Annotated in this window: 12 protein-coding genes; all 12 read right to left on the bottom strand. The window is 53.9% G+C overall.

The genetic code is table 11. The features are described from left to right. Positions 1-61: 61 nt before the first annotated feature. The 12 genes from PHI64_RS02800 to PHI64_RS02745 all read right to left on the bottom strand — a co-directional run bounded on the left by PHI64_RS02800 (position 62) and on the right by PHI64_RS02745 (position 13,512). On the bottom strand, positions 62-1,576 hold the full coding sequence (locus PHI64_RS02800; protein WP_299878235.1) for a bifunctional 2-polyprenyl-6-hydroxyphenol methylase/3-demethylubiquinol 3-O-methyltransferase UbiG: 1,515 nt from the start codon (positions 1,574-1,576) through the stop codon (positions 62-64). Between the two features lie 223 nt (positions 1,577-1,799). Next, complete coding sequence (locus PHI64_RS02795; protein WP_299878232.1) at positions 1,800-3,092, bottom strand: ABC transporter ATP-binding protein; 1,293 nt, start codon at positions 3,090-3,092, stop codon at positions 1,800-1,802. Next, positions 3,082-3,909, bottom strand: coding sequence for an ABC transporter permease (locus PHI64_RS02790; protein ID WP_299878229.1), 828 nt, complete (start codon positions 3,907-3,909; stop codon positions 3,082-3,084). The genes PHI64_RS02795 and PHI64_RS02790 overlap by 11 nt, the downstream gene beginning before the upstream one ends. Positions 3,910-3,998: 89 nt before the next feature. Beyond that, positions 3,999-4,886 carry a peptidylprolyl isomerase gene (locus PHI64_RS02785; RefSeq protein ID WP_299878226.1) on the bottom strand — a complete coding sequence of 296 codons (888 nt, stop codon included), beginning with the start codon at positions 4,884-4,886 and terminating at the stop codon, positions 3,999-4,001. A 62-nt stretch (positions 4,887-4,948) separates the two neighbouring features. After that, on the bottom strand, positions 4,949-5,836 hold the full coding sequence (locus PHI64_RS02780; protein ID WP_299878222.1) for a hypothetical protein: 888 nt from the start codon (positions 5,834-5,836) through the stop codon (positions 4,949-4,951). A 129-nt stretch (positions 5,837-5,965) separates the two neighbouring features. After that, complete coding sequence (locus PHI64_RS02775; protein ID WP_299878219.1) at positions 5,966-7,426, bottom strand: hypothetical protein; 1,461 nt, start codon at positions 7,424-7,426, stop codon at positions 5,966-5,968. A gap of 243 nt (positions 7,427-7,669) precedes the next feature. Continuing rightward, positions 7,670-8,137: a hypothetical protein gene (locus PHI64_RS02770; protein ID WP_299878216.1), complete on the bottom strand. Its 468-nt coding sequence runs from the start codon at positions 8,135-8,137 to the stop codon at positions 7,670-7,672. Beyond that, the gene (gene gspD / locus PHI64_RS02765) at positions 8,137-10,320 is read right to left on the bottom strand and encodes a type II secretion system secretin GspD (RefSeq protein WP_299878213.1); all 2,184 of its coding nucleotides are present in this window, start codon (positions 10,318-10,320) and stop codon (positions 8,137-8,139) included. The genes PHI64_RS02770 and gspD overlap by 1 nt, the downstream gene beginning before the upstream one ends. Before the next feature lie 138 nt (positions 10,321-10,458). Next, positions 10,459-11,121, bottom strand: a complete 663-nt coding sequence (locus PHI64_RS02760; RefSeq protein ID WP_299878210.1) for a hypothetical protein — start codon at positions 11,119-11,121, stop codon at positions 10,459-10,461. After that, on the bottom strand, positions 11,118-11,615 hold the full coding sequence (gene gspM / locus PHI64_RS02755) for a type II secretion system protein GspM (protein WP_299878207.1): 498 nt from the start codon (positions 11,613-11,615) through the stop codon (positions 11,118-11,120). The genes PHI64_RS02760 and gspM overlap by 4 nt, the downstream gene beginning before the upstream one ends. A 50-nt stretch (positions 11,616-11,665) precedes the next feature. Beyond that, entirely contained in the window at positions 11,666-12,649 is a 984-nt protein-coding gene (locus PHI64_RS02750; protein WP_299878204.1) for a PilN domain-containing protein, read from the bottom strand. Continuing rightward, the gene (locus tag PHI64_RS02745; protein ID WP_299878201.1) at positions 12,646-13,512 is read right to left on the bottom strand and encodes a type II secretion system protein GspK; all 867 of its coding nucleotides are present in this window, start codon (positions 13,510-13,512) and stop codon (positions 12,646-12,648) included. Before PHI64_RS02745 ends, PHI64_RS02750 begins: the two co-directional genes overlap by 4 nt. Positions 13,513-13,571 lie beyond the last annotated feature (59 nt).

Raw genomic sequence — 13,571 nt, 5'->3', positions numbered from 1 at the left:
GGAAAAAGCTGCAGCCCCTGGCTATGCATGGGCTGCAGTTGGACCAATTAGCGAACGGGCCTCACCTGGCAGACAACCGGTATCCAGCAATCTCGTCAAAACGGATCCACTCGACGCCGTTCACTTGATATTGAATTTCCCGCTCCAGGCAATGAACTCTTTCAAAGCGCTCCCAGGAAAAATCAAAACCGAGCTCACGGCAGACAGCAACAAATAAATTCCCGGCATTGAGCAAACACGGGTCACATGGAGCCGCCACACTACCGACCGAGAGCAGGCCAAGCATTATTGCGCGATAAAGAAGGTGTCCGAATTCGACGCCTTCTTTCCAGTTCCACTCCAGGTCAATAAACTGGCCGGCAATGCCGTTCACCAAGAGGTTTCTTGGCACGGCATCAAGCAGACAGCCATCAATGCGCGTGTCGAGCCCGATACTCTGCCGTTCGATCGAAATCAACTCAAGTAGATGTCCAACCCAAATATCTGCCCAGAGCGCTAGCTCACCAACCGACCAGTTCTGTTTATTCAGCGCACGAAACAACTCCTTTTGCCAGAGGGAGCCCGCTAAAAAATCACCGTCGGCAAGCTTCAAGCCCAGACGGTCCCCCGGTGCGGCAGCGCTCTGGGGGCAAAGCAATCTCGATTCAACCCGGGCTCCGCTCTCGCCCTGACGAATCATCACGGCCTTGGAGAATCGCGGGAGTCGTTCCACGGAATAGTGGTGCACAAGTACATTCGGATCATGGCGCGGCATATCCTCCCCGCCCGCAACCACAAGGAATGAATTCGCCAGATCTCCAGCCAATCCGTTTCGATACACAACGCCCCACGCCTGCTCAAGGGAAAAGAGGAAGCGCGGAGGAGTTTGCGAATCGGCCACCACAGAGGCACTCATCAATGGAGACAAATCAACCGTGGAATGAGCAGCCATGCCGTCTTCTGTAACGACAGACGTAGGCAGCTTGTAATCAGGAAAAGGGTAGAACCATGATTGCGATACAAAGCCTGAAGCCTGCAGTCGCGTCACCAACTCCTGCTTTCCAAACGTAACCACACCATTCTCTGAATAAAGATCTTGAATGCCGAACATCGGGACAGAGACGTGATCTTCCAGGCAGCCTGCGAAATATTTCAAACCAAGCTGATTTTCAATCGCCAGAATAAGAACGCCACCCGGCCGGAGGAAACGCCTCGCGTGCTGGAGCATCGCATCGACAGGATCGTCCTCTCCTGAGTGGGCGAAGAAAATCCGTGCGTACTCGAGCACACCAATCAGGGTAACGACGTCAAAACGAGCCTCTACCGGAAAGCTCTGAAAAACATCGGCAACAACATCGACATTACCCAGCCCCTTGCAGCGGGCAGCCGTGATCCGAGCTCGCGCACCACTCCCCTCCAGCGCTACAACACGGGCACCGCTTTCACCCAGAAAGCGGGATATCGCACCGCATCCAGCGCCCACCTCAAGGACATCCTTCCCCTCGAAATAGGGCAGCAAGGGCCTCAACAGATTCGCACGACGCGGGCTGAAATGGTAACGAGTAGGCCAGTCGCGTATCTGCTGCCTGATCTCCATGGACAAAACACTTCTGTCCGAGACCGCCCTCACTGACTCCAGCAATTGCCGCTCAGTCTCGGTTCCGTCAGTATAGGAAAAGGCAACCTCTCCAGAAATCGGGACCCACACCCTATCCATACCATTGAATGAATAGGCGCCTTTCCATCCAGCCGGGGAAGCCAGCATATGGGAACGAACGCTCTGGAGAATTTTTCTAAAAATGATATTTACCCCCTCATGGCTACATGAGGACAACCCGGCATGACGCGTCGAGATCGCTTAATCCGACAGCTCCCGAGAAATTAACAACCTCGAATTGCATGACATCATAGCGCCTGTCCAACGGGACAATTTCTCCGAATGAATCCTCGGAAACACCAAGGGATAGCACGTAGCTACCGCATCCAAGGTTCAGCAAGCACGAAAAGGTTACCGACACAACGTCACCCGCCGCCACCCTTCGCCCCTCTGAAGGAGGACATAGATTACGGCTTGAATTGCCGTACACCGTAACACCATCGGGCGTCTTTACGAAAACCCCGAAAATTGGTCTTTCGCTTGGCGCATCAAACTCAACGGCAAACTGGATTTGTACTCGATCCCTGGTATCGAACTGGATACAGTGAGAATCCTCACCCTCGCGAATCAGCGTTGCATCGAGAATTCTGGCACGGCCTTCACCCCACCGATATTCCCCACTGCAATAGCCTGCCCGGGTTTCAATGGCCGACAACAGGCTGCCTCCACTCTGCTGCGGAGAACTGGCGTGCTTGATCGGTGGGGCGGCACCAACCATCATGTCCAGATAGCGGTTTGCTATCTCTCTCGGCACGCCATCGTCAATCAGACAGCCCCCATCAATCAGCAGAGCCCGCGTGCAATGACGCACAACCTGCTCAACGGAGTGAGTAACGAAAATGATCGTCTTGCCTGAGGCGACCAATTCTTCGAAGCGCCTGAAGCACTTGGTCTGAAACTTCACATCTCCGACAGCCAGGGCCTCATCAATAATGAGGATATCCGGATCTACGCAAGCGGCCACGGCAAAAGCCAACCTCACATACATTCCACTCGAATATGTTTTGACTGGCTGAAATATATGATCGCCAATATCGGCAAAAGCGAGTATTTCAGGCAGCTTCTGCTCAATCTCCGGCTCACTCAGACCCAGAATACTCGCACTAAGGCGGGCATTATCCATACCCGAAAAGTCGGGACTAAAGCCGGCACCAAGCTCAAGCAAGGCCGCTAATCTTCCGTTCGCAACAACGCTTCCAGATGTGGGCTCCAGCGTGCCTGCGATCATCTGGAGCAATGTCGACTTGCCAGACCCGTTGCGTCCTAGAATGCCGACAACCTCTCCGCGCCGTATCTGAAAGTCGATATTTTTGACAGCATAAAATTCTTCAAAGAACCTTTTCTTTCCTCGAAAGAGCGCTTGCAACAAACGATCCTGGGGCCTTTGATAAATTCTATAAGACTTTACTACATGAGAAACAACAACGGCGACGGCGGCTCCCAACTCAGAGGACATCGGCAAAACCACTCCTGCTACGCTGGAAAATGAAGAGGCCGCCGCAAAACACACCTAGCCCTGCAAGTATCTGACAAAACAACTCGAAGACATCAGGCACTCGCCCCCAAATCATGACCGATCGAAACATCTCCAACGAGGACGTTAGCGGATTGAGATAAAGGAATCCTCGAAAAGACTCAGGCACTGAATCAAGCGGATATAAAACAGGGGATGCAAACAGGAGGCACGTCACAACCAAGCCGATCAGCTGGGCAAGGTCACGAAAATAAACAGTAAGGGCGGACACTCCCCACATCAGTCCCTGAGCGTACAAGACGCATGGAAGAACGACCATCGGAAGCAAGAAAACCGTTAGCGGGACATGACCAAAAACAATTAGCTGAAAAAACACCAGCACAGTCCAACTCATAAAGAAGTGAAACCACGCGGCACCGTGATGCGCCCAAGCAAGAAGCTCCAATGGAAAAACAATTTTCTTCACGAAATTTGGATTTCCTACAATCAAGCCTGGCGCACGGGCGAGACACTCCGCAAAAAAACCGTGCAAAATCAAGCCAGCGTAGAGAATGACAGCGTACTCTGCAGAGTCATACACATTGCTCCCAGCCCCCCATCGAGCTCGAAAGACGTACCCAAAAACAAATGTGTACAGCGCAAGCAGAATAAGGGGATTGAGCAATGCCCACGCAAAACCAAAGATGGACCCCTTGTAACGCCCCTCCACTTCGCGCTTCGTCAATTGAATTACCATGTGCCTGTTGCAAATCAAGGCATGAATGGCCGTCAGCGGAGATATTGGATAAAAGCGCGCCATTATATTCTGACTGGAAAAATCGTATTGGCGGAGAGCTCGGCTAAAAATGCATTCCAGCCGAGCCTCTCATTCATCCGAACCACTACCCGTTAGCGCTTGGCAGCGCCAACAACGGGCTTCAGCAATTCCTTGATTGCGTCTTGGTCAACCTGAACGCCATTTACCTTACTGACGCGCTCAAATTCCTCGTTCAGGACTCTGCTTCTGAACTTACTTTTCTCTTCCTTCTCCAACCCTTCCTTCACCTTCTCAAAGGGTGTGTAACCACTAGGCTCCCTGCCAAGGTAGCGAAGAATATGAAACCCAAACTTGGTACTAATCGGTTCAGAAACATCACCGACATTTTTCATTGCAAAAGCGGCATCTTCAAATGGTTTAACCATCGCACCTTTGGCGAATAGCCCCAAATCGCCGCCATTTCTCGACACTGACGAATCGTCGGAGTACTCACGTGCGATATCGCTGAACTTTCGATCTCCTTTTAGCACGAGCGCCCGTATCTCGTTGGCACGCGCGAGGGCAGCCTCTTCCGTGCGCGACTTCATATCGATCAATATGTGCTCGACTTGCACACGCTCAGGCGTAGTGTACTTTTCCTTATTGGCTTTATAGGCTTCCAGAGCCGCTGACCCAAAATCAGGCTGTGTGCGCTTATTTATCAGGTATTCAATCTGAACTTGAGACTGCGCGCGTAGCTTCGCATCCTCAATCGTCGCACGCTCTTCTGACGACAATTTTCTGGCGGCTGCTTCTTCGGCAAGCTTTCTCTGGATGAAAACGCGAACGATCGTGTCACGGACTTTCTTTTCATCCGCATAGAATGCGCCAATTTGATCTGGCGGAACAAAAGTGCTTACAGCCCGAGTTAGGTCACCTTGGCGAAGCACAGTTCCTTCATGCTTCATCAGCACTTTGTCTTCAGCAAGGCAGGGAGCAGCAGCAAGCAAGAGACTCAAAAAAAAGTTCTGGAAACGCATTACTTGACCTCAAAAAAAGATGGACCGAATATCGATCCATCCCTAGTAGCCACAAAATATAATCAATTAGCGAGGAAGCTGAACCCGCAGTTTGTTGTACTGGTGCAATTGGCCGCCCCATCAGTCGTCTGACGCGGCACAACGTTCAGATAATACTGTGTATTTGGTTTGAGATTGCAATACGCCGAAGGCTTGACAGGTGGCAACGCATTCACTACGTATGAAATCGTTGATGTCTCAGCTCCGAAACGAACACAACCACCCGTCTTTTCCGATGTGAGCGCTGTGTCTATATCCCCTCGACACTCGGAAACAACGATGAGTTTCCCTGCCAACGAAGAACTCAACTTCGCAACGGAAAGCTGTCCAGCAACAACATTACTTGCCGACGTCGTCTTGAATGCAAACGAATAAACCGTCGCAGGCGTCGGTCGATAATCTGTACGAGCAAAAGACTTCAAAGGCAGTTCTGTCGCAACATCGACCACGGTCGTGTTGGCGGGGTTACACGCGGTTGAAGGGGGGGGCGCAACAGTGCTCGTAAAGGTAGCACTAACGACTCGAGCTGTGCTCATTTGCAGAGTACACGTCGCGCCAGTTTGGCCTGCACAAGCACCTCCCCAACTGGTGAACGCGTAGTCCGTGATGGGCGCCGCCGTCAAAGCGACGGAAGGACAGACTCCACCCGTGCACGTATAGGGAGGGGGATTGTTCGCTGAGATCGTTCCACCTACCGACTGTGTAATCGTCAGCGGATAAGTGGGATCTGTCGGCACAGCTCCTGTTGATGTGACTGAAACAGTAACCGCACCACTCGCAGAAACACTCAAATTCTGCAAGACGTAACGCGTAACCGCACCATTGTCAATAGAAATATCGAAATCTGTTGCCGAAATACTAGCGGTTGGCAACAGCCCACATACTGCAAAAGTTACAAACAGCTTTTTCATTTCGGACATCCTCCTAGACCTTAAGGATAGTCATGATCAAAAAGAAAAGCACCAGCTAGCCGGTGCTTTTCTTTTTTAAAATTGAAACAAAAAGTATTACATTACTTTTTGCTTCAACACCATTACGTATTACGGGGTAGTCAATGCGCGAACACCCTTATGAGCAGAGCTGCCCAAGTAATTCGACAGGACATTCACACCACCAACCACTAGCGTGCCGTTGCTGTTGCTCAGTGCGCTGAAGCCGACCACCGGCAGACCGATCAAGGTACCTGGAACAGGAGTTTGACCGCCAATGCTGACGTCGCCGGCAAGGGTATTGGCGAAGGAAACGTTCATCCAGCCAGCGACAAAGCCTGCATCATCAACCGTAAAGGAGGCGTTGGTGTACTCAGCCCCGAACAGGGTGCTAGTACCAGCAGCCGTGCCAAAGCGCTTGATGGAAAGCGTATTGACTTCGTTGCACAGCGAGTTGGTGGCAGCAACGACATCAGGCTTCGGAGAGAAGTCTTCATCGATGGTCACGTTATGACGACGCTCTTCACGATCGTAATAAACGATTTGAATCGGATCGCAGGACGTGGAAGTAGCAGTTTTCCACGTTTCGGTGAAAGGAGCCGGGGTTGAGGTATTGACGTAAAAACGTTTAGTCGGGAAGGTCAGAACCCAGTCAGTCTTCGAATCACGACCGGCATCGATCGAATAGTCGTTATAAACATTCGAACGGGTCAAGATTGCGGAGAGGCTGTCAACCGGGTTAGCGCTACTGAAGGTAATGATGCTAGCACCATCAATGATCTCACCATCGGTATTCACATCTTCCAGCGAAGGGCTGGTAGTGCCCGGCGCGAAGTGCAAATCCAAGCCCAGCGGATTACCTGCAACCACTTGATCAACAAAGAAATTATCAATGGCGATCGCATCAACAGTAGTTTTCAAACCGCTATTGACGTTGATAAGGGTCACGAAACCGTACAGCCCACCGGTCGGTGCGCTGATACCGTTCGATGCTTTAGCGCCATTGAACAGACCGGTGGTGCTCTTTGCGTTGGTGCGAATCAATCCGCAATTAGCGGGGGCAGCAATCACGGTGGCGGAACCGCCGACGTGAGTAGCAGCAGCAATCGAATCGGTGTCGGTCACAACACCCATTTCGATGACTTCAACATAGCCTTCGCGGGTACGGGCGACAGTCTTGATGCTGTCCGCTTGGTACTGAAGGTTACGGAAATCTTCACCACCGGCCTTGATCTGGGACGGAGCGATGCAGGAGGTGTCCGAGGACTCAAGCTTGGCACCGCCGGATGCGCTGGTGGTCACCTTCCCGGACCATTCGTCATTCGGGGAGAGGTACAAGTTAAAGTCAAGCACTTCCTGGCTGTTCTTGCCTTCCAGGAAACGAACCTTAACAGCCTTGACTTCATCGGTGGTATTAACCAGGTTGATGTAGGAATCAAAGCCGTTCTGGACGGTGTAGTACGGGTAGATCAGAACTTGGCCCAGACCGTCAGAGTTCACGTGCACAGCCTGCGCAGTACCGACTCCACCCAGCGCTGCAACCATCGCAGTCATAAGAAGCTTTTTCTTCATCACACTTTACCTTTTCGATTAAATGAAAATTGCATTTTATCCTGTGACGCAGCCACATGGAGGGAGAGCTACAAACGTAACCGTTTAGATTGTCTCACATCTAACCATTGTTAGCAAGCGCCAAAAGGATGCAGACCTACAGAGAGTAACTGCTAAGCCTGGCCACCATTTTTTACCACGCATCACACAAAAACGACAACGACCGGATCAAAAAAAAAACATAAGTTGCGCCAAAACAACAAGTCAGTCGGGCTGATAAAACCACCATTCACCGTCCACCCTGATCCACTTTTCCTCATTGTAGCGGGAACTCTCAAACCCTTCTGGGACACCACGGATGCCTCCTGCGGTCCGGTAAGTTACCTCTACGCCAACATCACAGGCGTCCTCTGACGAACACTTAACCGATGCAAGACTGGCTTTCACATACTTCACAACCGGCGGCCGCATCAGTATCAGTTCACGGTATGTCCACGATTTTCTAAAGGCCGGGGTGTAGAATTTATGCGCTTCTTGATAATCAGCAGCGATCAGCGCAGCGTAGCGAGCGCGAACACGCTCTCCGACCTGTTCATCAGGAGCGCGGGACAATGTGGCACAGGCCGAAAGCAAGGTAGCCGCAATCGTCAGCCCAACCGCTTTAAAACAGGTGACTAAAAATCTAGCTTCACTCATAAAACATCCTTCCACTCTCAAAAACCACTCGACCATCACGGCGCGCTTAACTCTATGGACGGTGCCAAGGCGCGTTCGCCGACACCCGCTTGCTCGCGGATGTTCGTTGCTCCGTACTGCCTCAAGCTGCGCATCCGCTGCCGCATCTCATCACTGACTTCCCGAATATCGTCATCACTCTGCATAACCCTAGGCGTGATCATGACCAGCAGCTCCTGCCGGGTTGTACTTTCGGTGGTCGTCGAAAAAAGGGAGCCCAGATACGGGATGCTCGAGAGCAAGGGCACCCCCTGTCGGCCATTTGTCTTGTTGTCCCGGATCAACCCTCCCAACACTACTGTCTCTCCCGACCGAACAGCTACACGGCTAGAAATTTGACGCTGCAGGAAGCTCCGCTGCCCCGTAGCCGAATCCACCGATCCCACATCTGTGACAGTCTGCTTAACAGTCATGGCGACGGAGCCGCCGGCGTTAACTGAAGGTGTCACGGACAGCATGACACCTGTATCCTTGTACTGGATTGAACTTGTGATCACTCCACCTGTAGTTACGGTTTCACCGGATCGGATGGGCTGCTGATCCCCCACCTGGATGGCTGCGGTGTGATTGTCCAGAACCATAATGCTTGGACTGGAGAGCACCTTGAGCAAGGACTTTTCTGCCAAGGCATTAAGTACGGCACGGATGTTGCCCAAAGGATTTGTGATTGAGTATGAGAACCCTGGCGATGCCACTGCAATCGTCCCGGAAGAACTGGACGTCAGCTGCCCGGCCCCACTCCAACCAGAGCGCAGCGAGTCTTGAAAATACCACTGGAGCCCGTACTTCAGCGCATCAGTTAGCGTTACCTCAAGAATGCTGGCCTCGATCAGAACTTGGTTAGGCGCCTGATCCAGGCGCCTTAGCGCAGACTCGATTTTGCGGTAATCGACCCGGGGAGCGAAAATGATTAACGAATTATTGAATTCATCGGCAACCACCTTCACCTGACTGCCAAGATTCACTTGGGAGATAACAGCCCCTTGCTGCCCAGTATTTGCACTAGCCGCACTGGCAAAAGCCTGGGCTGAACTTCCGCCCACACCCTGCGTTCCCAAGGCGCCCGTTGCTAGCCCAGGTGCTATGCCGCTGTTGGCATTTGCGGCCTGTCCCTGCCCGCCTCCACCAAAGAGTGCGTTCAACAAACTGGCCATGTGCTGCGCAGTCCCGTTCTGGACGGGATAAACAAACAACTGCCTTTCTGTTTCACCATCCCTGGGGCGATCCAGCTTCTCAACCCACTCTTTTACTGTTTCGAGGTAATGGGCGCGGGGCGTCACAACAAGCAAGGCATTGAGGCGATCGATCGCCATCAACCTTACCACCCCCCCGAGCGGCCCCATCGCGGGGAGGGCTTGGACTTCGGCAGGCGCCAGAGGCGAGATGGCCGCAGCCGAGGGACTAGCCGCTGCACGCGAGGCAGGAGCAGCAGCTCCGCTTACAGATGAAGTGCCGCTCAAGATGGCTCGAAGGGCAGACTCAAGTTCCTTCACCGACACATTCTGCAAAGGAAAAAGGCCGACGGACATGCCCTTCAATACATCAACATCGAATGTGTCGACAATATCCAGCCAACCTTCTACTTGCTGCCTAGAGCCCATAAGAATGAGGAGATTACGCACCGAATCGACTCTAACAATGGAGTCTGGACGAGTAACTGGCTTGAGGATGTCAGCCATCTCCGAAGCGCCGACATACTTTAAGGGTACGACCACTAGCCCCTGACCACTCTGGAGAGCCGCCAACTTTCCTAGCGGCGGGACTGAGTCCTTGAACGAGTCGGGCTTGCCCACATGCACGACACCAGCCGAATCAGACATCATCACCAAACCGCTGGCGCGTAGGGCCGACTCCAGGACGCTCAACAATTGATCACGGGGCATGGGCCTCTGCGTATGCAGAGTTATTGTTCCCGAGATTGGTTGATGGATGGAGTATGGAACCTTCAGGAGATCTCCAAGAATCGCATGTACCACATCCGTCGCCGGCGCCTGCTCAAAACGCAGGGATACTTCCTTTCCAGATACGGCAACGCTAGCCTTTACGGGAACATCCTTTATCATCTGATCCGAACCGCGGATCAGGGAGGGCTTCACTTTTTCTAAGGAGCTAGCTGCCACTCCACCGCCGCTCACAAGCGGCATTTCAGATTTTTTCCGCTCAGCGATCAACTTATCCACATCAACAGGCTTTTGCCCTCCACGCTCTGCCAAAGGAGGCTCGCTTCGCAATCTGTCCGTGGCGCACCCTGAAAGCAGGGACAGCACGACGGTGCATCTAACTAGTGTTCTCATAAATAATCATTGCCCCGAGGGGTCCTACTTCTTCTTACCAGCGGATGCCTCGAACTGCTGCTTAATTGCTGCAGCCCTCGCAGCGTACTTTTCCATGCTCAAACGATCCTTTTCGGGATCTGACGGACGCCCAAGCTTTCCACTACTGACAGGAGACGCCACTGATACATTCAGTCCATCTTTCTGCCCCTCCCCAGGCTCAGGCTGCGGCAAGAACGTCATATTCAGACTCCGAGAGCTCGATCCGCTAGCAAACTTCACGGTAAAGCCACTCACCTGCATAAGAGTCCATCCCTCAAACGCTTGCCCAACACTAACGCGCCTTACATCCTTACCTACCTTGATGATAGCCCCCCCCCCTTCGCCTTCAATCAATCCAATCACTCGAACGTCTTTAAGCGGATCCCGTATCGGCGCAGTTTCTAGCGATGCGCTAGGCGGCGGCGGCGGAGGCGGAGGCGGAGGCTTGCGTGTCTCGCTAAACAGCGGCCGAGTCAGAGTTTGCGTCAACTCGACAATATCCTTGCGGCTGAAGGTGTCCTTACCAGCTACAAGCAATTCCTTCGCAGGCCGCTTGGCTTTCGGCGGATACCAGGTCGGATCCGTATCCAACGCCCAATAAGCCCCCCCTCCGGCAAACAACATATTCGCCGCAACAAGCAGCAGCGTCGGATTCACGATGTTCATGGGAGCTTTCGAAACGCGCTCACGGTAACCTGGGCGGACAGGAGAGGCTCACCGTCACTGCGCTTCCGGTTGGTAGCTGAGATGGTCACTGCGTCGAGGTAGAGATGCGGGCGTTCAACACCGAGATCCACGAAGACGTTACGGAGCCCAGCCAGTGTTCCATCAAGCGTCACAGACACCAAAACCTGCTCGAACCCAGCCAACGATTTGACAGGCAAGGCCAGACTCCCCGCCACATCAACCGAACTGGCTTCAGCCATGCGCCGAACTCTCTGCTGGATGTCAGTTCCGATGCGATCAGACGTCGTCTCCACGCCAAACGCCGCCTTGGACAGATCCGCCTGAGCAAGCTTCAAGGCGCCATCTATGTCGCTTGCTACGTCCTTCATCCCAAGCAGACGGGCATAACGTGCCTCTACATCGGAGAGGACACTGTCTATCTGCTCGTGCTTGTAGCGCAGATAGAAGGACAAGGCCGTCAGGCCCACGAGCATCACAACGACACAGACACCAGCCATCGTGCGCGCCCTGCGCCCTGGAAACCTCAACTTTCACCTCCCTGCAACACCGCATCGAACTCGATCACGTAAGAATCCCGCTTTGCGCCACCCATGCGAGAAATCGGGCTGGTCGCCTTGACCTCCTTGAACTCGTCACGGGCAGACAACAGATCCAGCAAGCCCGTCCCATTGGCCGCCGTGCCCATGATCTTGACGTGGCGACCATTAACCTCAATGCGCGTCACGGAGGCATCGTCAGGCACGACATGGGTCAGCGTTTCGATCAGTCCGGGAACGTCAAGCTTGTCCTTCGCCACAGCAGCCATCGCCTCAAGCCCCTGATTGACGCGATTGAGCGCATCCCGCGCGCCCACTGCAGGCGCACTGGCCTTACTCAATGTATCCAGCTGTGCGATCGCTTGAATCGCCCTATCCCGCTCCACCCAAAGCGGAACAACAAACAGGGCTGCCCCCTGCAGGATCAGCAGGCATATCAACAAGAGACGTACGGTCAGGATCGTTCGCTCAGAACGACGCCTGACACGGCCTCCGACACCATCCAGCGCGATCACGCCGCCAGCGACCTCCACCCACGCTTCGGCGTCGTGATCCACCTCAGCACTTTTCATGTGCGTTGCTACACGCCCCTGATCGGCCATCGCAATCCGGACCTTGAGCCGATCGTCTTGCATCGCCGTTGCAAGCCAACCTGAAAGCACCGACTCCGGGGGGAAAGGACTGTTCGAGCGCACCTCCCCAGCAACAACAGCACCGATTTCTTCAGACCCCAAGTCTGGCAGCAGGATCTCGTGAACGAGTACCGACTCCTCGGGCAACAAGCACGCGGCAGCCTTGGCAACAGTGCCCGGAGGTGCGGTATCGAGGCTGCAACCCAGGACAACCGTGGCAAGGCCCTGGGCCCGGATCAACCGGACAGGCACCACCGGTTGCAGCCACGCAAACAGCGGCCATTTCAGCATTCCAGAAAAACCGTCGCGCATGTAGCGCAACAGACCATCGGACATCATCTACCCTGACCCTCCGCAGGCGGCAGGAATGCCGTCTCTGCTCGCAACTCTGTCCAGAGCTTGCCCGGCACTCTGGAGCTCATATCAACCCAACGTCGGCGTACGATCTGATCGCCCCCGAGATTGAATCTAGCCTGTACAAGAACAACATTTGAACCGCCCCCCCCCGTCAGGTTGGCCTGAACCAGGCGGGATGTATCGATCACGGCCTCCCCCTGGTAACGGGCCGCCGAAATCTGCATTGCGAGCTCCACATCACCTCGAGCCAACACTTTGAGGACCCCCTCGGGCGCGGCCAATGGCGAGACCCCAGCCCCGCCATATATCGTTACTAAACCTTTGATTTTATCAAAAATCTCGTAATCAAAACCTAGAACCTGGAGCAAATCTTCCGGTGATTCGAAGTTGCCACTCCGCGTACGGAACTTCACCCCTGCAGCCTCATACGCAGGATCTTCAGCCCCAAAAGGCATTGGCTGGTTATCTCCATCACGCCAGTCAAGCACCCGCTCGGCCAGCGCGGTCGCCTGATCCGGCGCCACGCCGGCACCATGCACAAAGAGATCTGCCAACAAGGGCTCCGGCGCAGCATTGATGTCGATGAAACCACTGCCCGGAAAGATGTCGACTACTGCGGATACATCAGCAAAAGCGATGTCGATCCGCCGCGCACGGTCCAGGGCTTGCTTCGATTCGAGTATCTTGCGCAAGGCAATCCGGATCACACCATCGCCCTGCGCCACAGCGCGTGCGCGATCAAGCCGCAGGCGCGTATCCCTTACATCACCTCGCGCAAGATAGGAGATGCTCGACACCGCAACCATCAAGGCGGCAACAATCCACATGACGGCGACTATCGCCACCCCCCTCTGCCTGTAGACCAAAGCCCCCGGATCTCCGGTGCGGCGGGACTCACCGCGCC

Source organism: Zoogloea sp. (assembly GCF_028689785.1).
GTDB lineage: Bacteria > Pseudomonadota > Gammaproteobacteria > Burkholderiales > Rhodocyclaceae > Zoogloea.
Note: the sequence above shows the minus strand (reverse complement) of the source record. Positions and strands in the feature narration are given on the sequence as shown.

Coding starts and splice junctions, on each gene's coding strand:
- PHI64_RS02770 (WP_299878216.1), bottom strand. CDS start 8,137: ATGGTCGAGTGGTTTTTGAGAGTGGAAGGATGTTTTATGAGTGAAGCT.
- PHI64_RS02785 (WP_299878226.1), bottom strand. CDS start 4,886: ATGCGTTTCCAGAACTTTTTTTTGAGTCTCTTGCTTGCTGCTGCTCCC.
- PHI64_RS02760 (WP_299878210.1), bottom strand. CDS start 11,121: ATGAACATCGTGAATCCGACGCTGCTGCTTGTTGCGGCGAATATGTTG.
- gspM (WP_299878207.1), bottom strand. CDS start 11,615: ATGCTCGTGGGCCTGACGGCCTTGTCCTTCTATCTGCGCTACAAGCAC.
- PHI64_RS02780 (WP_299878222.1), bottom strand. CDS start 5,836: ATGAAAAAGCTGTTTGTAACTTTTGCAGTATGTGGGCTGTTGCCAACC.
- PHI64_RS02795 (WP_299878232.1), bottom strand. CDS start 3,092: ATGTCCTCTGAGTTGGGAGCCGCCGTCGCCGTTGTTGTTTCTCATGTA.
- PHI64_RS02800 (WP_299878235.1), bottom strand. CDS start 1,576: ATGGAGATCAGGCAGCAGATACGCGACTGGCCTACTCGTTACCATTTC.
- PHI64_RS02775 (WP_299878219.1), bottom strand. CDS start 7,426: ATGAAGAAAAAGCTTCTTATGACTGCGATGGTTGCAGCGCTGGGTGGA.
- PHI64_RS02790 (WP_299878229.1), bottom strand. CDS start 3,909: ATGGCGCGCTTTTATCCAATATCTCCGCTGACGGCCATTCATGCCTTG.
- PHI64_RS02750 (WP_299878204.1), bottom strand. CDS start 12,649: ATGATGTCCGATGGTCTGTTGCGCTACATGCGCGACGGTTTTTCTGGA.